We start from the raw sequence: 19759 nt of genomic DNA, 5'->3' as shown, positions 1-19759 counted from the left end.
AACCCAAGGAGAGACCATGGCGCTTGCCCCGCATCCCGACGGCTTCGATACGGACGTCATCATCATCGGTGGCGGGCCAGTCGGCCTGACCACCGCCTGCGCGTTGGCGCACCACGGGGTGCGATTCCGCATCTTCGAGCAACGTACGCAGCCCAAGCCGCATTCGCGCGCCAACAATCTCTGGGCGCGCCCGCAGGAGCTGCTGGCGAGCATCGGCATCCGCGATGCCCTGGCCGAGCGGGCGTACCGGATCACCCGGATCAACACCCTGTTGAACGGCAAGACAGTGGATCCGATCGACATCGCGCAGGTCGCCAGTCCGTATCCGGAGGTGCTGTACAGCGGCCAGGACGTCATCGAGAACGTGCTTGCCCGGCGGATCGAGACCGGCGGCGCAGCGCTCGAACGAGGCCGCAAGGTGGTCGGCTTCGAGCAGGATGCGGACGGGGTCAGCGTGACGATCGCGACGGTGAACGACGACGGTGAGCCGGTCGAAGGGCGCCCGGTCGAGCGCCTGCGCTGCCGCTACCTGGTGGGCGCAGACGGCGCCGAAGGCTTCGTGCGCAAGCAGATCGGCGCGGACTTCGCGACGGAAAAGCTGCCCCACTGCATGAACCGCCAGCTCGACGCGAAACTGCGCTGGCGCCGCTCCACCGATTTCGATCACCTCTGGTTCTTCTATTACCCCAAGGGCTTCTGCGGCGTGCTGCCGGTGTGGGAGGGCTACCACCGGCTGTTCTTCCTGTCCGACGACGCGGGCATCCCCGATCGCGATCCGACCCTGGAAGAACTGCAGGCCATCGCGCGCGAGGTCACCGAGGACGAGACGCTGGAGCTCAGCGATCCGATCTGGATCACCCACAGCCGCTTCCAGCATGGCGTGACCTCGCGCTACGCCGATGGACGCGTGTTCCTGGTCGGCGATGCTGGTCATCTCACCTTGCCCGCGGGCGGCCAGGGCATGAACGCCGGGCTGCAGGATGCGGTCGGCCTGGCATGGCGGCTGGCGATGGCGCTCGACGGCAAGGCCGCACCGGTGCTGCTGGAATCCTACGGGCTGGAGCGCGGCGGCGAACACCGCCGGCTGGATGCGCAGCAGGAAAAGGGCTTCCGCAACAGCGTGTATCGCGGCGTTATCAAGGATACGGCCATGGGGATCGCCGCCAGTTTCCTGCCCAACATCGGTGCCCTGATTCAGGGCACCGACGATCTCCAGCAACTGTCCGTCGCCTATCCCGACAGCCCCTTGAACGAAGACCACCTCAAGGGATTGCGGGAGATCGTGCACCGACGCGTTCCGCATCCTGGCGACCGCGCACCGGATGCGGCCGTCATCGCCCAGGACGGTGCGTCCACGACGCTGTTCGCGCATCTCTACAACCCCGATGGCGTGACGTGGGGCTGGGCCTTGCTGCTGTTCGATGCCCGGCAGCAGGACGCCTTGATGGCGATGCGTGATGCGTTGGCGCAGCTCCAGGCGTGGGAGTGGATCCGGCCCCGGTTGATCCTCGGCAAGACGGTACCGCAGGCCGGCGACGCCACGGCGCTGTTCGACCTGGATGGGGTGGCACATGGCGCCTACGGCATCGAAGGCGATCCCGCGATGGTGCTGGTGCGGCCCGACGGTCATATCGCCTTCCGCGGCCCGCTAGACGCGCCGCAACGGCTGCGCGCGTACTGCGCCAGGATCTTTGGAGAGTAGCGCGAGCACCTACGCTCTCCGTATCTGTCGCCCCGTGCGTAGGCCGCGAGCGCTATGCCACAGTGCGCCTAAGGCGCGTATTCAAGGTGGATGAGTGGATAGGGCTTGCCCTGGTGGTCGCGCGGGGACCGGCCTGTGCGCCTGAAGCCCATCCTTTCGTAGAAGCCGACAGCCTGATGATTCTGTTCGTTGACGTGCCTCGTCACGATCCTCTTGCGCATGACCGTGTTGCGTGGGTGCCGTCCAAGGCGGCGGCTCGCGCTGACGTGGAGCAGGTGCGCCGCGTGTCCTGAGATCTGCAGATCGCATGGCGCCGGATAGTGCAGGGGCTGGACCTCGCGTGAGTAGGATCGGGATCGGTGCCGGCGCGGAGCGCTGGCGCCGAGGGCTGCGTCCCAAGACATTCCAAACGCAGCTTCGGCTGCAGACCTTGATGCACGTCGCACACGCTTCACGCGGCACCTATGCCAACATGGCCTTCCGACGGACCGTGGCGGCCGTGCTTTCGGCGGATCTCGGTGTCATTCATGACGAATCGTCTCCAGTGTTATCCATTAACACCGCTGCGGCGATCGTAGATAGGTGCACGTGTACCGAGAACTGGCTCAGGCCCAGCGTGATGCGCAACTGGATGCGGAGCAGCGTAAGGCGTTGCTGATGATCGCGTCTGGGGCGCCCATGGCCGAGTGCCTGGATGCGCTCACCGATGCCGTCGGCCGGCTTGTTCCCGACGCCCGCGCCTGTGTGCTGCTGGCGAGCCGGGACCGCCGCACGATGGGCGATGGTTACTCGTCGCACTTTCCTCCTGCATTCGCCGCGGCCATCCGCGGCCTGCCGATCGGGGAGGCGCTCATCGGCACCTGCGGCACCGCCATCCACGAGGGGCATCCGGTCGAGTGCGAGGACGTGGAACATGCGTCGCAGTGGGCCGCACCCTGGCGCTCGCTTTGCCTGGAAAACGGCATTCTGGCGTGCTATTCGCACCCGGCGATCGGGCAGGGCGGCAAGGCGGTCGGATCGTTCTTCCTGTGTCTTTCCGAGGCGCGGCAGGCCAACGCGTGGGAGCGCAAGGTCGCCGAATTCGGCGCACTGGCGACCAGCATCGTGGTGGAGCGGGAACGGGCAGCCGCGCATCTGCGCAAGGAAATGGCCGCGCTCGCCCGGCTGCAGGAATTGAGTGCCGAACTGGTCGGGCCAGGGGAGTTCGAGCCGCTGCTGCAGAAGATCCTTGCCGCGGCCGCCGACATCTCGGGCACCGACAAGGGCAATATCCAGATCTTCGATCCGGTCAAGAAAACCCTGCGGATCGTCGTGCATCAGGGCCTGGGGGCGCGGCTGGTCGAGCATTTCCGCGAGGATGGATGGGACGCCAGTTGCGGGAAAGCGGCAAAGCAGGTGCAGCGCCTGGTCGTGGCCGACGTGGAGAAGCTGGAAGGTCTGCAGGGGACGTTGGGTCTGGAGATCGTAATGGAGGACCAGATCCGTTCCATCCAGTGCACGCCATTGCTCAGCCGCGATGGTCGGCTGCTGGGCATGCTCAACAACCATTACCGCTGGCCGGGCGGCCCCGACCCGGACGCGCTGCGCTACATCGACCTGCTCGCCCGGCAGGCCGCCGAACTGGTGGAGCGCCATCAGATCGAGGCGGAGCTGGCGCAGGAGCGGCGACGCAAGGACGAGTTCCTGGCCATGCTTGCGCACGAACTGCGCAACCCGCTGGCGCCGTTGCGCAACATGCTGGAAGTGCTCAAGCGCTCGCATGGCAACGAAGCGCTGTCGCGGAAGGCGCAGGAGGTCATGGAGCGGCAGGTGCGGCATCTGATGCGGCTGGTGGACGATCTGCTCGACGTCAACCGCATCAAGCAGGGCAAGCTGGAGCTGCGGCGCGAGCCGCTGCTGCTGGCAGAGGTGATCCAGCAGGCGGTCGAGGTCTGCCGTCCTGCGCTGGACCAGCAGCGGCATCGGTTGCGTGTGGTGTTGCCGGAGGCGCCGCTGCCGCTGCAGGGCGATCCGATTCGTCTGACCCAGGTGTTCGGAAACCTGCTCACCAATGCGTGCAAGTACACGCCTCCCGGGGGAGACATCGAGGTTCGGGTCGACGCGATCGAGGGCAGCGCCGAAGTCGTGGTGCAGGACAACGGTTCCGGCATCCCACCGGACAAGATCGACGCCATCTTCGAACTGTTCACCCAGGTGGACCGCACGCTGGAGCGTGCGCAAGGCGGGCTTGGCATCGGCCTGATGCTGGTCAGGCAACTGGTCGAGATGCATGGTGGCACTGTCGAGGCACGCAGCGAGGGGGCAGGGAAGGGCAGCACGTTCGTCGTGCGGCTCCCCTCCGACGCCGCGCCTGCCGCAGTGTCGGGCACGGGAGATGTCAGGCCGGCACCAACCGTGCGCCGGATCCTGGTGGTCGACGACAATGCGGACATCGCGCTGGCGCTGGCCGCGCTGCTGGAACTGGACGGACATGACGTGCGCACCGCGGGAGGCGGAGAGGAAGCGCTGGCGTTGGGCGCACGCGTGCGCCCCGAGGTGATCCTGATGGACATCGGCATGCCCGGCATGGACGGGCACGAAGCGTGCCGCCGCATCCGCGACTGCGATTGGGGCAGGGACATCACCATCGTCGCGCTGACCGGCTGGGGGCAGGACGGCGATCGCCAGGATTCGGCGCGGGCCGGGTTCGACGCGCACCTGGTCAAACCGGTGGGATTTGCCGAGTTGCATGGCCTGTTTGCCGGGCTGGACTGACCTGGTCAGGTTCGGCGTCTGCAGCGTCCAGTGTGTGGAGCCTACGGGTGATGTGCAGCGCGGCTGAACCGCTACACGTGGCATGACCGTATCTACGTGGTTCGCTTGGCGTGGCCCGACATGGCCACCAGATCTGAGCAGGACATCATCCCGTGCAGGCTTATGCTGGCGGCGCGGCGAAGGTCTCCGGCCATACCAGCGAGCGGTGAACCTGCGAGCCTGCCATGGCGCCGCTGGCGACGGCCAGTGACAGCGAATGCGGCGCTTTCGCCAGGTCGCCGCAGGCGAAGACGCCGGCCACCGAGGTCCTGTGCTCGGCGTCGATGCGGACCTGGAGGCCCATCGGCGTCTCTTCCAGCTGGCAGCCCATGGCTTCGGCGAGGGAGCCGGACGGGACGGTGCGCGGGGCCGTGAACAGGCCGGCGAAGGTCAGCCGCCGGCCGTCGGCCAGGACCACGTCGGCATGCCCCTCGATCCTGTCGATGGGCGCCTCCTCGATCGCCACGCTGCGGTCGATCAGGCGGGCCCTGGCCGCGTCGTCCAGTTGCAGCGCATCGTTGACGAGCAAGGTCACGTTGCCCCATTCGGTGAGCAGTTCGGCCTGGTGCGCGGACAGCGGGCCGGCGCCGACGATGCCGATGCGGCCCTGGTCCAGCTCGTAGCCGTGGCAGTACGGGCAGTGGAAGACCGCAGTGCCCCAGCGTTCGGCAAGACCGTCGACGGCCGGAAGCCGGTCGGCGACGCCGGTGGCCAGCAGGATGCGACTGCCTTGGTGCGTGCCGCCATCGGAGGTGGTCACGCTGAAGGCGTCCAGGGAGCCGGTGGCGGTCAGGGCATGGGCGTCGAGCCAGGCCAGCGTCGGATAGGCGTCGAGCTGCTGGCGCGCGGTCGCCGCGATGGCGTCCGGCGGCACGCCGTCCTGGCCGAGGAAGCCATGTGCATGGCGGGCCGTGCGATTGCGGCGCTGGCCCGCATCGATCACCAGCACGGAACGCCGCGCTCGCAGCAGTTGCAGGGCGGCGGCCATGCCCGCATAGCTGCCGCCGATGACGATGATGTCGTGGTGCATGCCTAACTCCTCGTCCGTCGTGCCGCCGCATGCCGGCGCGCGAAGTCGGCGGCCAGGTCGGCAAGGGTGATGTCCGAAAGCCGCTTCAACAGCAACGCCTCTGCCTCTGCGAACGTTCCCTCGAGTGCGGCATTCACCGCTTGCTCAACCAGGCACTCCGGGGATTCGTGGCGATTGCCGATGGCGAACAGGGCCGGTTCGCCCAGTGCCTCGTGCAACTGGCGCAGGGTGACCGTGGCCAGGTCGGCATGGATGCGCCACCCGCCGGCGTGCCCGCGGTCCGAGGTCACGATGCCGGCTTCGCGCAGGTAACCCATCGTGCGCCGGACCACGACGGGGTTGGTGCCCAGGCACTGGGCCAGGGCGTCGGAGGTCATGGGGCCCTCGTGCTCGGCCATGTGCAGCAGGGCATGCAGGACGGAGGACAGGCGGCTGTCGCGCTTCATGTAACTAATGATGTTTCGAAATGCGTGGCGGGTCAAGCACGACCTGCGTTCCGGCGTGGTCGATCGCGTGCAACCGGATCCGCCGCGATTGCGGGTGCGCTGGGGTCGGTGGCAGGGCGCTTGTTCATCGTGGACAGGTAACGACCTGGTCGGGCGCCATGGCCGCGGCGCTGTTTGTCGACCGCTTCACGCCCCGGACCACGTACCTTGATCCAGCCTGAGATGCAGGCGGAATTCCCCGGATGGGAAAGGAACATGGAATGAAGACGAAGGCGAAGGGCTTGGCGATCATGGCGGCGGCGGGGCTGGCGTTGTCCTTTCAGGCGCAGGCACAGTCCTGCTGTCCCTCTGGCGGGCACGGGGTGGTGGGCAAGGGACTCGGCGAAAGCGTGCCCAAGGCGCTGAATCTGGCCACGGATTCGGCCTGGCGCGTCTACGCGTTCTCGCGCGATGGCGTGAACTACCTGCAGATCAACGACGCCAGCGGTGTGGTGCGTGCCGCGGTCGGCCGCATCGGCAAGACCCTGTGGGTGCTGCCGATGGGCAGTGACGTGGCGCGGGTCTCGCTGACGGCATCGCCTGCGATGCCGTCGCGCGTGATCTACCGGACGGCCGATGTGGTGGTTCGCCTGCGCTCGGATGCACGCGGTGACGCGTGGGAGGTCACGGCGGTGGAGTGAGGCTGCCGGAGGTCGGGCTTTCGGACACCAGAAAGCTGAAGCTCAACGCATGGCGGCGCCGGCAGGTGCCGCCATGCGCCTGCAGGCGGACCGCCAGTTCCCGGTCTGGCGCTTCCGGACGGCGCCGCAACGCACTCAGCATCGCCGCATCGGCGGTGATGCGGATGGCGATGCCCTGTCGTCCTTTCGCACGCCATACCCTTGCCTGCAGCAGATGCGTGTGGGCCACGGGCAGCGTCTCGATGGCGTCGAGGATGCAGCGATAGGCCACCAGTTGCAGACCCAGCGAGAGGCGCCGCGGATCGCCATGCAGGCGGCAGCGGAACTCCGTGGCGCACAGGTTGGCGAAGGTCGGCGAGTGCAGCGTGTGGTACAGCCCATGCGTCTCGATACCGAGGGGGTAGAGCGCGGTGACGTACTCGTCCAGCAACTGCGCCTGGATCACGCCGGTGCGGGTCATCTGCATGGCGGCGGCGTAATGGCCGCGTGCGCGCAGATCTTCCACCACATCGCGGCGCAGCTTGTTGATCTGGGTGCTGAGGTCGGTGTAGTCGACCACCCGTCGGCGCAGCGTGCGTTCGGCGGAGAGGTAGCCGGCCTGTGCGAAGGCCAGCGCCTGTTCGCGCAGGCGTCCGTCGTCGCGCATGTGCCGATAGGCGGCGGAAATCCGTGATCCGAACGCGAACATCACCGTGGCGGTGGCGGCGAGCAGGATCTGCACCACGAACGCATCGGCATCGTGCATGCCCGGTGCGACGACCTTGGGCATGGACAGGGCCACCGCAACGTTCGCCATGACCACGCCGAGCGCCGCGCCCCGCCAGCCATGGCGCAGCGTCAGTACGATCGCCGGGACCACCAGCAGGACCATCAGCAACTGTCGCAGCAGCGCGTCGCCGGCCACGGCGATCGACGCCGACAGCACGACGACCACGGCGATCGACGCCAGCCCCTCGCGCAACAGCGAGGCCCGCAGTCGCGTGGGTTCGTCCCGGCGCAGCCACAGCAACGCCGGCAGCACGAACATCAAGGTGCCCAGGTAGTCGCCAAGCCAGTAGCGCAGCAGCACATCGAGCGGCGCCGGCCCGGCGGGGCCGCCCAGCGCGGTGTTGATCGCGATGTTGCAGAGCGTGCTCCACAGCGCGGTCGCCAGCGTCAGCGGCAGCAGCCAGTGATCGTTGCGTGCCAGGTCAGGCACCCGCTGACGCGCCAGGACCGGCAGCAGCGACACGGCGGGCATCAGCAGGAACGGACTCAGGTATGCCCAGGTGGCACTCGCGCCCCAGGTCTCGCTCATGGGAATGCGCAATGTCAGCAGCGCGGCGGCATCGCCGGCCAGCAACCACGGCCAGCGCCGTGCGGGTAGGAACAGCAGGCTCGCGACGCGCACGCCGGCCGGCAGATACCACTGGTCCACGGAACACCGCCAGGCCAGCAGGAAGGCGGCGCAGTAAGTGGCGCTCAGTAGAACGCCTTTGGCGATATCTCTTGCCGCGGCCATTCCCGCCATCCGTGGTATGTCGCGGCTACTGTATAAGCCGGATCGGCGGCGAGGGTAGACAGTTGGCGGTGTCGACGACAGTGTGAGATGCGTCGCAGGTGCGCGGCGCATGCAGGCGAATGTCGGGTGTTCTTTCGCCCGGATTCGCGAGCCGGCAAGGGGGCGCTTGCAGTCGTGCCGCTGTTTCGTCTGCGTGATGCTGCGCGTCGCTCGTGCAGGTGGCAGCACGTCTTCGACCGCTTCGATGTCGAGCCACGCGAGCATGGCTAGGTGCGATGATGCATGGCCACGTGCTCCTCGAAAGTGACTGCGACAGCGGAGCAAGGATGTGCGCCAGCAAACCTGAAACGACCTGCCAAAACGGATGCGGCATGATCACTGCAGGTGCGTCGCGGAGGCATTCCGAGGGCGTCCGATATTCCTGCGTGACCGAATCGGGGCGATGCCGGCGACGTGCACCGAGCCTGTGCGACAGCGCTCGATCATCGCGTCGGGAGTGGCGGCGGAGGCGCGTCGTCGGGCGGACTACCGACGGGGCCGGTGACAGGCGTAGCATCGCGCCATGGCGTCCATGCATCGACCTCCCGTTTCCGCATTGCGCGGTCTGGTGACAGCGGTATGGGCGCACGAGTCCGCACCGGTGTCGGCGGCCGTGCGGCTGCCTGCGCGCGAGCACGTGCTGCCGACCGGTGCCACGCATCTCGCCGTGCGGATCGGCGGTGCACCGTTGCGGGTGTTCGACCACGCGGCCGACCTGCGCGGCCATTGCCTCGGCCACGCGGTGGTGGGTGGGGTACGCACGGCGTATCACGTGCGCGATGTCACGCAGCCTGCGGTCTCGGTCGGTGCGATGTTGCGTCCAGGCGCCACCAGCGTGCTGCTCGGCGTGCCCGAATCCGCGTTGGCCGGGCACCACACGCCGCTGGAGCTGCTGCTGCCTGCCGGCGAGGTCGATGCGCTGCTGGAGCGGTTGCACGCATGCGCCGAGGCGCCGGCGCGCCTGGCTGCCTTCGAACGGTGGCTGGTCGACCGCGCCGGCGGCCGCCCGCCCGTGCGGCATCCGGCGCTGCGCGTGCTGCGTTCCGGTGGCTGGCACCCGGACGTGCGCGTGGAGACCCTGGTGCGCGCCAGCGGACTCAGCCATCGGCATTGCATCGCCCTGTTCCGGCAGGCGACCGGTCTGGCACCGAACGCCTGGCTGCGGCTGCAACGCTTCTCGCACGCGCTGGACCTGGCGTGCGACCGCTCGCTGGGCTGGGCCGACATTGCCGCCGCCAGCGGCTTCGCCGACCAGGCGCACTTGGCCAACACCTTCCGCAGCGTGGCCGGTGTCACCCCGTCCGCCTGGCGGCGGGCGGCCGATCCCGCCGCCCCCCGGCATGTGCCGCGCTGATCGCGGCGCAGGTCAATTTCCTGCAAGACGCGGCGCACCCAGGATTCCACAATGGGCACCTGGCCCACACGAGGACATGCCATGGCGATCCACGAACTGTATGCCTATCTGTGCGTGCGCGACGCCGCCGCCGCGATGGCGTTCTACGCGCGCGCGTTTGGTGCGCGCGAACTGTTCCGCCTTACCGAGCCCGATGGACGTATCGGTCATGCCGAGGTGGATCTCGATGGCCACATCCTGATGCTGTCGGAGGAGTATCCGGACATGGGCGTACGCAGCCCCGAACACCTTGACGCCACGCCGGTCACGCTGCACCTGCATGTGGACGATGCCGACGCGTTGGTCGCCCGCGCGGTCGCGGCGGGCGGCACGCTCGAGCGCGGCATGCAGGACCACTTCTACGGCGAACGCTCCGGCACCGTGCGCGATCCCTTCGGCCACCGCTGGCTGATCGGCCATGCGATCGAGTCGGTGACGCCGGAGGAGATGCAGCGGCGTTATACGGCGCTGTTCGCGAAAGCACCGAAAATCTGAGGGGGCGCGAGATCGTCAGCGCCCGTGCATGCCGGTGCGTGCCGGCAGGAACCCCGGTTTCGCCGTCACTGCCGACGCACGAGACTTCTGTGCCGGGTCGTTGCAACGCTTGCGTGCGTCGCCGGTCGCTCGCGCGGCGAGCCGCTGAGGCGTGTACGCAGGTGTGACACAGGCGACGCTAGGTTGGCGCCATCTCGACCGTTCCCAGCCAGAGGAGGCCATCCGATGACCGAGGCGAACCAGCACGTCCTGCAGGCCGCGAACGCCGCCATCGCCGCCGGCGATTACGAAGGCTTCCTCGCCCATTGCACCGAAGATACGACCTGGCACTTCATCGGCGAGCGCACATTGCGGGGCAAGCAGGCGGTCAGGGAGTGGATGGCCGAGGCCTACCGGCAGCCGCCGCAGTTCGACGTTCGCAAGTACATCATCGGCGACGGCCACGTCGTGGCCCTCGGCCAGATCACGCTCGAGACTGGCGACGCCGGGACGTCGCGGTTCTCCTACTGCGACGTCTGGCGGTTTCGCGATGGGCGGATGGCGGAACTGGAGGCGTACGTGGTGCCGCTGGCAGCAGCCCAGGACAGGTAGCGACGCGCATGTGCTCGGACGTCCGTTCGCAGCGCGGCCATCCTGTCCGCGTCTGCGCACGGCGTCGGCGGCGGGATCGCTCAGTGCAACAACGTATCTGCCAGCAGCTTCAGATTGAGCACCACGATCAGCGCGGCGATCGTCCAGGCCAGCCAGGCCAGCCCGCGGCGCACCACCAGTGGTCCCATCCGCTGCTTGTCGGTGACGAAGCGCACCAGCGGGATCACCGCAAACGGCAACTGCATCGACAGCACCACCTGGCTCAGCACCAGCAGCTTGGCGGTGCCCTGTTCGCCGTACAGCGAGGTCACCGCGACCACCGGCACGATCGCCAGGCCACGGGTCAGCAGGCGCCGCGCCCACGGCGGCAGCCGCAGGTGCAAAAAGCCTTCCATCACGATCTGCCCGGCCAGGGTGGCGGTGACGGTGGAATTGATGCCGGAGGCCAGAAGCGCGACCGCGAACAGGGTCGAGGCCAGGCCGACGCCGAGCATCGGCGCGAGCAATTCGTGGGCCTGTTCGATCTCCTGCACGTCGGTGCGGCCGTGCGCATGGAACACCGCGGCGGCCAGGATCAGGATCGCGGCGTTGACGAACAGCGCCAGGCTCAGCGCGATGGTGCTGTCGGCCAGCGCCCAGCGCAGCGCCGAGCGGCGGCCCTGGTCGGTGCGCTCGTAGGCGCGGGTCTGCACGATCGAGGAATGCAGGTACAGGTTGTGCGGCATCACCGTCGCGCCGATGATGCCGATCGCCAGGTACAGCGCGGCCGGATCGGTCACCACCTGCGCACGCGGGATGAAGCCTGACAGCACCTCGCGCAGCGGCGGCGCGGCCAGCACGATCTGCACCAGGAAGCAGGCGAAGATCACCGTCAGCAGGGCGATCACGAACGCCTCCAGCGCGCGGAAGCCGCGGCGCATCAGGAACAGCACCAGCAGCGCGTCGATCGAGGTGATGATCGCGCCAGCGGTGAGCGGGATGCCGAACAGCAGCTTCAGCGCGATCGCCGTGCCGATCACTTCGGCCAGGTCGCAGGCGACGATGGCCGTTTCGCAGGCCAGCCACAACAGGAAGTTCACCGGCTTGGAGTAGTGCGCACGGCAGGCCTGGGCGAGGTCCAGACCGGTGGCGATGCCCAGGCGCGCGGCCAGGCCCTGCAGCACGATCGCCATCAGGTTGGACAGCAGGATCACCGACAGCAGCAGGTAGCCGAAGTGCGAGCCACCGGCGATGTCGGTCGCCCAGTTGCCCGGATCCATGTAGCCGACCGAGACCATGTAGCCGGGCCCGAGGAAGGCCAGGAAGCGGCGCCAGCCCAGGCCGCTGCGCGGCACGGCCACGCTGGCATGCATCGCGCCCAGGCTGGGACGCGCCTCGCCACGGCTGGCGTGCGTGGCAGCGGAACTCGGCAGGGGCAGGGGGGCGGCCATGGCAATGACACGTGGGGCGGGGTGCGAACGAGTATATAGCAGGTGCTATATGGATTAGCATTGGCAATTCAGATCGCTGCGATAGCCCGGATTCGGCCAGAATAGGCGGGTGGCCGGCGGGCGCCGGCACAGGACAAGGGCGTTGCGATGCAGAAAAGCGGGAAGTCGATGGCGCCGCCGGCGGTGCTGCTCGACGCCGAAGTGCAGGTCGAAAGCTTCCGCCAGGTGCGCGAGGCACACCGCCTGGAGCTAATCGAGGACTACGTGGAGTTGATTTCCGACCTGCTCGCCGACGGTGGCGAAGCGCGGCAGGTGGATATCGCCGCGCGCCTGGGCGTGGCCCAGCCCACCGTGGCCAAGATGCTCAAACGCCTGGTCAAGGGCGGCTGGGTGGTACAGCGTCCGTATCGCGGCGTGTTCCTGACCGCCGAGGGCGAGGCGCTGGCCGCGGCCAGCCGGCAGCGCCACCAGACCGTGGAGCAATTCCTGCTGGCCCTGGGCATCGATGCCGACACCGCGCGCCGCGATGCCGAGGGCATCGAGCATCACGTCAGCGAAGCGACGCTGGCGGTCTTCGCCGAGTTCGTGCGCAAGCACGGCGCGTCGCGATGAGCGTCGGTGACGACGCGCAACTGGCGCGCGACGTACATTGGATGCGCCATGCGCTGGCCCTGGCCGAGCGTGCCGAGCGCGAGTTCGACGAGATTCCGGTCGGCGCGGTGCTGGTCTCGGCCGAGGACGAGGTGCTGGGCGAGGGCTGGAACCTCAACATCGCCGAACACGATCCCAGCGCGCATGCCGAGATCGTCGCGCTGCGCCAGGCCGGCCGCCGGCTCGGCAATCACCGCCTGGTCGGCAGCCGCCTGTACGTCACCCTGGAGCCGTGCGCGATGTGCGCGATGGCGGTGGTGCATGCGCGGGTGGCGGAACTGGTCTATGCCGCCACCGATCCCAAGACCGGGGCCTGCGGCAGCGTGTTCGACCTGCTCGCCGATCCGCGCCACAACCACCGCGTGCAGGTCCGCGGCGGGGTCCTGGCGGGAGAGGCGAGCACGCGCCTGACCAACTATTTCCGCGCCAAGCGCGGCAAGCCGCCGCTGGGCACGTGAGCGGCCAGCCCCTGCCGGTCGCGCAGGCCGCGCGGTATCATTGAAGCCTGATACGACACTTCCGCGCCGGCCTCGCCGCCGCGAACGACAGGACGGTGATATGGCGCAAGCGCACGTGGCGAACGATCGGCTGATCTGGATCGATCTGGAAATGACCGGCTTGGATACCGATCGCGATTCGATCATCGAAATCGCCACGGTGGTGACCGACGCGCAACTCAACGTGCTCGCCGAGGGCCCGGAGTTCGCCATCGCCCATCCGCTGCAGACGCTGGAGGCGATGGACGAGTGGAACCGCAACCAGCACCGCCACTCCGGCCTGTGGCAGCGCGTGCTCGACAGCCAGGTCACGCTGGCCCAGGCCGAGGCCGAGACCATGGCGTTCCTGACCCAGTGGTGCAAGCCCGGCACTTCGCCGATGTGCGGCAACTCGATCTGCCAGGACCGGCGTTTCCTGCACCGGCAGATGCCGCGGCTGGAGCGGTTCTTCCACTATCGCAACCTGGACGTGTCGACGCTGAAGGAACTGGCGCGGCGCTGGGCGCCGACGGTGTCGGCCGGCCTGACCAAGACCTCCTCGCACACCGCGCTCAGCGACGTGCACGATTCCATCGACGAACTGCGTTACTACCGTCCGTTCATGGGCACGTTGGGCGGGCAGGGCGAGGGCTGATCCGCGATCCTGATGCTGTTAGAGAGCATGCGGCGCACCGCCAGACGATCGTCGGGCGGATACCAGTCGCGCAGGGAATGCAGGCGCTGACGCCGCCGCTCAGCGCGCCAGCGGCGGTCCCGGCTTGGTTTCGCCGTCGTCGGTGACGCCCTTGGTCAGCAGCTCGGCGATCGGGCGGCCGTCGGCATCGTGGTGGTACACGTGCAGGTCGCGCTGCGGATACGGAATGCTCAGCCCGTTCTCCAGCAACTGGTTGCGGATCTGCTCCAGCGTGCTGCTCTTGGCCGCGCCGAAATCGCTGTTCTTGGCGTAGCCGAACAGCATCAGGTCCACCGTGCTCTCGCCCAGGTTGGTCACCTGCACGAACGGGGCGGGCGTCTTCAGGATGTTTGGATTGTCCTGGGCGATCTTCAGCAACAGCTCCTGCGCCTTCTTCAGGTCGTCGCCGTAGCCGACGCCGACGGTGATCTCCAGGCGACGGTTGGGCAGGGTGCTGTAGTTGACGATCGGCGCAGTGGTAATGGTGCTGTTGGGCAGGGTCACCATGCGCTCGTCGAAGGTGCGGATGCGGGTCTGGAAGATCCGGATCTCGTCGACCACGCCTTCCTGGCCGGCCACCACCACGTGGTCGCCGTCGCGCATCGGCCGCAGCACGATCAGCATGACCCCGGAGGCGATGTTGGACAGCGAATCCTTCAGCGCCAGGCCCACCGCCAGGCCGGCGGCGCCGAGCACGGCGAACAGCGAGGTCGGCGGCACGCCGATCTTCTGCAGCGCGGTGACCAGCACCAGCACCAGCATCAACGCATAGGCGACGTTGCGCAGGAAATTGCTGAGCGTGGCTTCCACCCGTGCGCGCAGCAGGGCGCTGCGCAGCCATTCGCTCAGGCGCTTGGCGATCCACATCCCGACCACCAGGATCAGGATCGCCACGCCCCAGTTGAGCGCGTATTGCGCCCAGTCCAACGTCCGCCAGTCGAACGGGCGCGCCGCCCGCGTCGCCGGCGCAGCGGTCGTGGCCGCCGTCAGTGCCGTCAGCCACGACTGCATCGGCATCACCCCTTGCTCTTCAGCTTGGCCAGGCGCAGCCAGGTGTCGACCACGGTGTCGGGGTTCAACGAGACCGATTCGATGCCTTCCTGCATCAGCCACTCGGCCAGGTCCGGGTGATCCGACGGACCCTGGCCGCAGATGCCCACGTACTTGCCCTTGGCGCGCGCGGCCTTGATCGCCATCGACAGCATCTTCTTGACCGCCGGATTGCGCTCGTCGAACAGGTGCGCCACGATCGAGGAGTCGCGGTCCAGGCCCAGGGTGAGCTGGGTGAGATCGTTGGAGCCGATCGAGAAGCCGTCGAAGATCTCCAGGAATTCCTCGGCCAGCAGCGCGTTCGACGGCACTTCGCACATCATGATGATCTTCAGGCCGTTCTCACCCTGGCGCAGGCCGTTGCTGGCCAACACCTCGACGACCTTGCGGCCTTCCTCGAGGGTGCGCACGAACGGGATCATGACCCACATGTTGTCCAGGCCCATCTCGTTGCGGACCTTGAGCACCGCCTTGCATTCCAGCGCGAACGCGGCGGCGAAGCTCGGATCGACGTAGCGGCTGGCGCCGCGGAAGCCGATCATCGGGTTTTCTTCGTGCGGTTCGTAGTTGCTGCCGCCGATCAGGTTGGCGTACTCGTTGGACTTGAAGTCCGACAGGCGCACGATCACCGGGTGCGGCGCCACCGACGCGGTCAGCGTGGCGATGCCTTCGGCCAGGCGATTGACGTAGAAGCTCACCGGGTCGGCGTAGCCGGCGATCTTCTCGTCGATCTTCTTCTTGGTCGCCGCGTCCTGCTTGGCGTATTCCAGCAGCGCGTTGGGATGGATGCCGATGTGCGCGGCGATGATCATCTCCAGGCGCGCCAGGCCGATGCCGGCGTTGGGCAACTGGCCGAAGTCGAACGCGCGCTCCGGATTGGCCACGTTCATCATGATCTTCAGCGGCGCCGGCGGCATGTTGCCCAGGTCCGTGGTGGTGCGCTCGAACGGCAGACGCTCGCCATAGATGTAGCCGGTATCGCCTTCGGCGCAGCTGACCGTGACTTCCTTGCCGTCCTCGACCAGCTCCATCGCATTGCCGGTGCCGACCACCGCCGGCACGCCCAGTTCGCGGGCGATGATCGCCGCGTGGCAGGTGCGGCCGCCGCGGTTGGTGACGATCGCCGAAGCGCGCTTCATCACCGGCTCCCAATCGGGATCGGTCATGTCCGCGACCAGCACGTCGCCGGGCTGCACCCGGTTCATGTCCTCCAGGCTGCGCACCACGCGGGCGACGCCGGCGCCGATCTTCTGGCCGATGGCACGGCCTTCGGCGATCACCTCGCCGCGCTGCTGCAGCGCGAAGCGTTCGATCTGGGTGGCGTGGCCGCGCGACTTCACCGTCTCCGGGCGCGCCTGCACGATGAACAGCTTGCCGCTGACGCCGTCCTTCGCCCACTCGATGTCCATCGGCCGCTGGTAGTGCTGCTCGATCACCAGCGCCTGCTTGGCCAGTTCCTGCACGTCTTCGTCGTTGATCGAGAAGGTGTTGCGCAACTGCGCCGGGGTGTCCTCGATGCGCACGCGCTCGCCCGGCACGTCCGAATACACCATGCGGATCAGCTTGCTGCCCAGCGAGCGGCGCAGGATCGCCGGCTTGCCGGCCTTCAGGGTGGGCTTGTAGACGTAGAACTCGTCGGGATTGACCGCGCCCTGCACGACCATTTCGCCCAGGCCGAAGCTCGAGGTAACGAACACCACGTCGCGGAAACCGGACTCGGTGTCCAGGGTGAACAGTACGCCGGAGGCGCCGACGCCGGAGCGCACCATCAGCTGCACACCGGCCGACAGGAACACGTCCTCGTGCTTGAAGCCGTGGTGCACGCGGTAGGCGATGGCGCGGTCGTTGTAGAGGCTGGCGAAGACTTCCTTGACCTTGTGCACCACGTCGTCGGCGCCGGTCACGTTGAGGAAGGTCTCCTGCTGGCCGGCGAAGCTGGCGTCGGGCAGGTCTTCGGCGGTGGCCGAGGAACGTACCGCGACCGCGATGTCGCCGCCACCGTTCTCGTTGCACAGCTGTGCGTAGGCGTCGCGGATCGCCTGGTCCAGCTCCGGCTGCAGCGGCGCGTCGATCACCCAGCCGCGGATTTCCTTGCCGGCGGCGGTCAGCGCGCCCACGTCTTCCACGTCCAGCGTGGCCAGCTTGTCGAAGATGCGCTGGTACAGATCGTTGTGGGCGACGAAGGCCTTGAACGCTTCGGCCGTGGTGGCGAAGCCGCCGGGCACCGATACGCCGAGCCCCGCCAGGTTGCCGATCATTTCGCCAAGGGAGGAATTCTTGCCACCGACGCGAGCCAGGTCGGCCAGGCGCAGCTCATGCAACCACAGGATGTTCTCGTTCAAGCGCGATGCTCCGTTAGGCCATCGCCCGAGGCGGGCTGAATGGCCGCGTCCGTGAGGGAAGAAGCCGATATGATGCAGTGCGCACCCGAGCCGGCACAAGCGAAGCGGGCGCATCCGTTGGGTTTCAGCCAGGAGAATGCAGGCAATGTCGACGATCAGACCGGTGTTCTACGTGTCCGATGGAACCGGTATCACCGCTGAAACCATTGGGCATAGCCTGCTCACCCAGTTCAGCGGTTTCAGCTTCGTCACCGACCGCATGTCGTTCGTCGACGATCCGGAAAAAGCCCGCGACGCCGCGCAGCGGATCCATGCCGCAGGGGAGCGCTATCAGGTTCGGCCGATCGTGGTCAACTCCTGCGTCGATCCGCAACTGAGCATGCTGCTGGCCGAGAGCGGGGCGCTGATGCTCGACGTGTTCGCGCCCTTCATCGAGCCGTTGGAGCGCGAATTGAACGCGCCGCGGCACTCGCGTGTGGGACAGGCGCACGGTCTGGTCGACTTCGAGACCTACCACCGCCGCATCAACGCGATGAACTTCGCGCTCGCGCACGACGACGGCATCGCGCTCACCTACGACGAAGCCGACGTGATCCTGGTGGCGGTGTCGCGCGCGGGCAAGACCCCGACCTGCATCTACCTGGCGTTGCATTACGGCGTGCGTGCGGCGAACTATCCGCTGACCGACGAGGACCTGGAGAGCGATCGGCTGCCACCGCGGCTGCGCGCCTATCGCAACAAGCTGTTCGGGCTGACCATCGATCCGGAGCGGCTGCAGCAGATCCGCCAGGAGCGGCGGCCGAATTCGCGTTACTCCAACGCCGAGACTTGCCGGCGCGAAGTGGCGGCGGCCGAAACCATGTTCCGCATGGAGCGGATTCCGACCCTGAGCACCACGCATACCTCGATCGAGGAGATTTCCAGCAAGGTGCTGGCGACGCTGGGACTACAGCGCGAGATGTTCTGAGAGAGGCTGTGACTGGCCAGCGCGCGCCGGTCGGGCGGGGCCGTTCCTGGCGGCGACGGCATTTCCGCACGTCCTCGCAGGGATTTCCACGGTAGGCCGCTGGCGCCGATCCGTCAATGCTGCCGCCGGCGCGATCCAGCGTGTAGGATCGGTCCATGCAGCACGCCATGACCCGCAGCGAACGCATCCCCCGGCTCAGCCGCTTCGGCTGGCTGATGGGGTTGTACGCCGAGAACTATCTGCACCTGAACCGCCTGTTCGTGCCGGCCGACCTGGCCGCCGGCAGCTACGTGTCCAGCATCGGCGACGGCCTGGACCTGCGCCTGGACGTGATCGAGCGTCATCGCTACACCGTCGAACTGCGCCTGACCTACGATCTGTGCGACCCGCTGACCGGCGAGCCGGACCCGTCGGCCTACGTGCGCCTGTACCTGGACGCGCGCCAGGCCGAGACCACGCATTGCTATGTCGGCCGCCGCTGGCAGGACGTGATGGGGCTGTACCCGCCGCCGGCGGAACTGATCAGCCACCGCATGCGCATGAACACCTTCCTCGGCAAATGGCTGGAATACCTGGCCGAGCGCGGCCACGGCGTGGCCACGTTGCGGTCGGCGCCGCCGTTGCCGCGCGCGGCGCAGGACGCCGCGACGCCCGCCGTCTAGCCACAGGCTGGACCAGGCGACGGCGCGGTTACGGCATACTGCGCGCCCGTCGTCCTCTGCCTTCGTCGCATGCCTTACACCCCCATCGTCGCCACCTTGGGCTACGTACTCTCGCCCGATCGCAGCCAGGTGCTGCTGGTCCATCGCAATGCCCGGCCCGGCGACCATCACCTGGGCAAGTACAACGGCCTGGGCGGCAAGGTGGAGGCGGACGAGGACGTCCTGGCCGGCATGCGCCGCGAGATCCTGGAAGAGGCCGGCATCACCTGCGAGGCGCTGCAGTTGCGCGGCACCATCAGCTGGCCGGGGTTCGGCAAGCACGGCGAGGACTGGCTGGGCTTCGTGTTCCTGATCGAGGCCTACGCCGGCGAGCCGTTCGCCGAGAACGCCGAGGGCACGCTGGCCTGGGTGCCGATCGCGCAGATGGACACGCTGCCGCTGTGGGAGGGCGATCGCCATTTCCTGCCGCTGGTGTTCGACGGCGACCCGCGCCCCTTCCACGGGGTCATGCCATACCGCGACGGACGCATGCAGTCCTGGCGCTACTCGCGGGTCTGACGCGCTAAGCCCCTCTCCCATCGGGAGAGGGGTTGGGGTGAGGGTACGGAGCGAAGCCCTCGCGATCCAACTTGCGCGACCAGACGCTGCACGAGGCTTCGCCCGTCCCCTCATCCGCCCCTTCGGGGCACCTTCTCCCGACGGGAGAAGGGGATCCATGGTCTCGGTGGGAGAAGGGTTGTCTACGGCGCCAGCTGCAGCGAGCTAAGGCGTTATTGCCCCTCTCCCATCGGGAGAGGGGTTGGGGTGAGGGTACGGA

The 19759-nt window shown here is 67.8% G+C and carries 18 protein-coding genes and 1 pseudogene; 12 read left to right on the top strand and 7 right to left on the bottom strand.

Annotation, left to right across the window (positions count from 1 at the left end; translation table 11 throughout):
• The first annotated feature begins 16 nt into the window (after window positions 1–16).
• Window positions 17–1702 (top strand): FAD-dependent monooxygenase, encoded by a 1686-nt coding sequence (locus tag CEK69_RS06355; protein ID WP_148828997.1) that lies wholly within the window; start codon window positions 17–19, stop codon window positions 1700–1702.
• A gap of 68 nt (window positions 1703–1770) precedes the next feature.
• On the opposite strand, the pseudogene CEK69_RS21215 reads toward CEK69_RS06355, so the two are convergent.
• Window positions 1771–1908, bottom strand: a pseudogene (locus tag CEK69_RS21215) (GNAT family N-acetyltransferase); the annotation flags it as partial.
• Window positions 1909–2290: 382 nt separating this feature from the next.
• On the opposite strand from CEK69_RS21215, the gene CEK69_RS06345 reads away from it, so the two are divergent.
• Window positions 2291–4456, top strand: a complete 2166-nt coding sequence (locus tag CEK69_RS06345) for an ATP-binding protein (protein WP_148828998.1) — start codon at window positions 2291–2293, stop codon at window positions 4454–4456.
• A 160-nt stretch (window positions 4457–4616) separates the two neighbouring features.
• On the opposite strand, the gene CEK69_RS06340 is transcribed toward CEK69_RS06345, so the two are convergent.
• Window positions 4617–5525 carry an NAD(P)/FAD-dependent oxidoreductase gene (locus CEK69_RS06340; protein WP_152244506.1) on the bottom strand — a complete coding sequence of 303 codons (909 nt, stop codon included), beginning with the start codon at window positions 5523–5525 and terminating at the stop codon, window positions 4617–4619.
• A gap of 2 nt (window positions 5526–5527) precedes the next feature.
• The gene (locus tag CEK69_RS06335) at window positions 5528–5971 is read right to left on the bottom strand and encodes an Rrf2 family transcriptional regulator (RefSeq protein ID WP_152244504.1); all 444 of its coding nucleotides are present in this window, start codon (window positions 5969–5971) and stop codon (window positions 5528–5530) included.
• Between the two features lie 260 nt (window positions 5972–6231).
• On the opposite strand from CEK69_RS06335, the gene CEK69_RS06330 reads away from it, so the two are divergent.
• Window positions 6232–6651, top strand: a complete 420-nt coding sequence (locus CEK69_RS06330; RefSeq protein WP_152238740.1) for a hypothetical protein — start codon at window positions 6232–6234, stop codon at window positions 6649–6651.
• On the opposite strand, the gene CEK69_RS06325 is transcribed toward CEK69_RS06330, so the two are convergent.
• On the bottom strand, window positions 6635–8152 hold the full coding sequence (locus CEK69_RS06325) for an MASE1 domain-containing protein (protein WP_193313917.1): 1518 nt from the start codon (window positions 8150–8152) through the stop codon (window positions 6635–6637). The genes CEK69_RS06330 and CEK69_RS06325 overlap by 17 nt on opposite strands.
• 562 nt (window positions 8153–8714) lie before the next feature.
• Here CEK69_RS06325 and CEK69_RS06320 point away from each other — a divergent pair.
• The 3 genes from CEK69_RS06320 to CEK69_RS06310 all read left to right on the top strand — a co-directional run bounded on the left by CEK69_RS06320 (window position 8715) and on the right by CEK69_RS06310 (window position 10670).
• A complete protein-coding gene (locus CEK69_RS06320) occupies window positions 8715–9545 on the top strand; it encodes an AraC family transcriptional regulator (protein ID WP_152244502.1) in 831 nt (276 codons plus the stop codon).
• An 81-nt stretch (window positions 9546–9626) separates the two neighbouring features.
• Window positions 9627–10079 carry a VOC family protein gene (locus CEK69_RS06315; protein ID WP_152244485.1) on the top strand — a complete coding sequence of 151 codons (453 nt, stop codon included), beginning with the start codon at window positions 9627–9629 and terminating at the stop codon, window positions 10077–10079.
• A 225-nt stretch (window positions 10080–10304) separates the two neighbouring features.
• Entirely contained in the window at window positions 10305–10670 is a 366-nt protein-coding gene (locus tag CEK69_RS06310; protein WP_152244483.1) for a nuclear transport factor 2 family protein, read from the top strand.
• A gap of 80 nt (window positions 10671–10750) precedes the next feature.
• Here the strand turns inward: CEK69_RS06310 and CEK69_RS06305 are convergent, their stop codons facing one another.
• Window positions 10751–12022, bottom strand: a complete 1272-nt coding sequence (locus tag CEK69_RS06305) for an Nramp family divalent metal transporter (protein ID WP_255424810.1) — start codon at window positions 12020–12022, stop codon at window positions 10751–10753.
• 225 nt (window positions 12023–12247) lie between these two features.
• On the opposite strand from CEK69_RS06305, the gene mntR reads away from it, so the two are divergent.
• The 3 genes from mntR to orn all read left to right on the top strand — a co-directional run bounded on the left by mntR (window position 12248) and on the right by orn (window position 13882).
• On the top strand, window positions 12248–12712 hold the full coding sequence (mntR, locus tag CEK69_RS06300) for a manganese-binding transcriptional regulator MntR (protein WP_026143893.1): 465 nt from the start codon (window positions 12248–12250) through the stop codon (window positions 12710–12712).
• Window positions 12709–13209: a tRNA adenosine(34) deaminase TadA gene (gene tadA / locus CEK69_RS06295; RefSeq protein ID WP_152244479.1), complete on the top strand. Its 501-nt coding sequence runs from the start codon at window positions 12709–12711 to the stop codon at window positions 13207–13209. The genes mntR and tadA overlap by 4 nt, the downstream gene beginning before the upstream one ends.
• A 100-nt stretch (window positions 13210–13309) precedes the next feature.
• Entirely contained in the window at window positions 13310–13882 is a 573-nt protein-coding gene (orn, locus tag CEK69_RS06290; RefSeq protein ID WP_017909493.1) for an oligoribonuclease, read from the top strand.
• Between the two features lie 99 nt (window positions 13883–13981).
• On the opposite strand, the gene CEK69_RS06285 is transcribed toward orn, so the two are convergent.
• A complete protein-coding gene (locus tag CEK69_RS06285; RefSeq protein WP_017909494.1) occupies window positions 13982–14932 on the bottom strand; it encodes a mechanosensitive ion channel family protein in 951 nt (316 codons plus the stop codon).
• Between the two features lie 5 nt (window positions 14933–14937).
• A complete protein-coding gene (gene ppsA, locus CEK69_RS06280; protein WP_017909495.1) occupies window positions 14938–17313 on the bottom strand; it encodes a phosphoenolpyruvate synthase in 2376 nt (791 codons plus the stop codon).
• 145 nt (window positions 17314–17458) lie between these two features.
• On the opposite strand from ppsA, the gene CEK69_RS06275 reads away from it, so the two are divergent.
• From CEK69_RS06275 to CEK69_RS06265, 3 genes are all read left to right on the top strand, one after another.
• The gene (locus CEK69_RS06275; protein ID WP_010342958.1) at window positions 17459–18280 is read left to right on the top strand and encodes a pyruvate, water dikinase regulatory protein; all 822 of its coding nucleotides are present in this window, start codon (window positions 17459–17461) and stop codon (window positions 18278–18280) included.
• Window positions 18281–18435: 155 nt separating this feature from the next.
• Entirely contained in the window at window positions 18436–18942 is a 507-nt protein-coding gene (locus CEK69_RS06270) for a DUF1249 domain-containing protein (RefSeq protein WP_017909496.1), read from the top strand.
• Window positions 18943–19011: 69 nt separating this feature from the next.
• On the top strand, window positions 19012–19500 hold the full coding sequence (locus CEK69_RS06265) for an 8-oxo-dGTP diphosphatase (protein ID WP_148828211.1): 489 nt from the start codon (window positions 19012–19014) through the stop codon (window positions 19498–19500).
• The last annotated feature ends 259 nt before the right edge of the window (window positions 19501–19759 follow it).

Origin of the sequence: Xanthomonas sp. LMG 12462 (assembly GCF_009192885.1) — a bacterium.
GTDB lineage: Bacteria > Pseudomonadota > Gammaproteobacteria > Xanthomonadales > Xanthomonadaceae > Xanthomonas_A > Xanthomonas_A sontii.
Note: the sequence above shows the minus strand (reverse complement) of the source record. Positions and strands in the feature narration are given on the sequence as shown.

Coding starts and splice junctions, on each gene's coding strand:
- CEK69_RS06355 (WP_148828997.1), top strand. CDS start 17: ATGGCGCTTGCCCCGCATCCCGACGGCTTCGATACGGACGTCATCATC.
- CEK69_RS06340 (WP_152244506.1), bottom strand. CDS start 5,525: ATGCACCACGACATCATCGTCATCGGCGGCAGCTATGCGGGCATGGCC.
- CEK69_RS06335 (WP_152244504.1), bottom strand. CDS start 5,971: ATGAAGCGCGACAGCCGCCTGTCCTCCGTCCTGCATGCCCTGCTGCAC.
- CEK69_RS06330 (WP_152238740.1), top strand. CDS start 6,232: ATGAAGACGAAGGCGAAGGGCTTGGCGATCATGGCGGCGGCGGGGCTG.
- CEK69_RS06325 (WP_193313917.1), bottom strand. CDS start 8,152: ATGGCCGCGGCAAGAGATATCGCCAAAGGCGTTCTACTGAGCGCCACT.
- CEK69_RS06320 (WP_152244502.1), top strand. CDS start 8,715: ATGGCGTCCATGCATCGACCTCCCGTTTCCGCATTGCGCGGTCTGGTG.
- CEK69_RS06315 (WP_152244485.1), top strand. CDS start 9,627: ATGGCGATCCACGAACTGTATGCCTATCTGTGCGTGCGCGACGCCGCC.
- CEK69_RS06310 (WP_152244483.1), top strand. CDS start 10,305: ATGACCGAGGCGAACCAGCACGTCCTGCAGGCCGCGAACGCCGCCATC.
- CEK69_RS06305 (WP_255424810.1), bottom strand. CDS start 12,022: ATGCATGCCAGCGTGGCCGTGCCGCGCAGCGGCCTGGGCTGGCGCCGC.
- mntR (WP_026143893.1), top strand. CDS start 12,248: ATGCAGAAAAGCGGGAAGTCGATGGCGCCGCCGGCGGTGCTGCTCGAC.
- tadA (WP_152244479.1), top strand. CDS start 12,709: ATGAGCGTCGGTGACGACGCGCAACTGGCGCGCGACGTACATTGGATG.
- orn (WP_017909493.1), top strand. CDS start 13,310: ATGGCGCAAGCGCACGTGGCGAACGATCGGCTGATCTGGATCGATCTG.
- CEK69_RS06285 (WP_017909494.1), bottom strand. CDS start 14,932: ATGCAGTCGTGGCTGACGGCACTGACGGCGGCCACGACCGCTGCGCCG.
- CEK69_RS06275 (WP_010342958.1), top strand. CDS start 17,459: ATGTCGACGATCAGACCGGTGTTCTACGTGTCCGATGGAACCGGTATC.
- CEK69_RS06270 (WP_017909496.1), top strand. CDS start 18,436: ATGCAGCACGCCATGACCCGCAGCGAACGCATCCCCCGGCTCAGCCGC.
- CEK69_RS06265 (WP_148828211.1), top strand. CDS start 19,012: ATGCCTTACACCCCCATCGTCGCCACCTTGGGCTACGTACTCTCGCCC.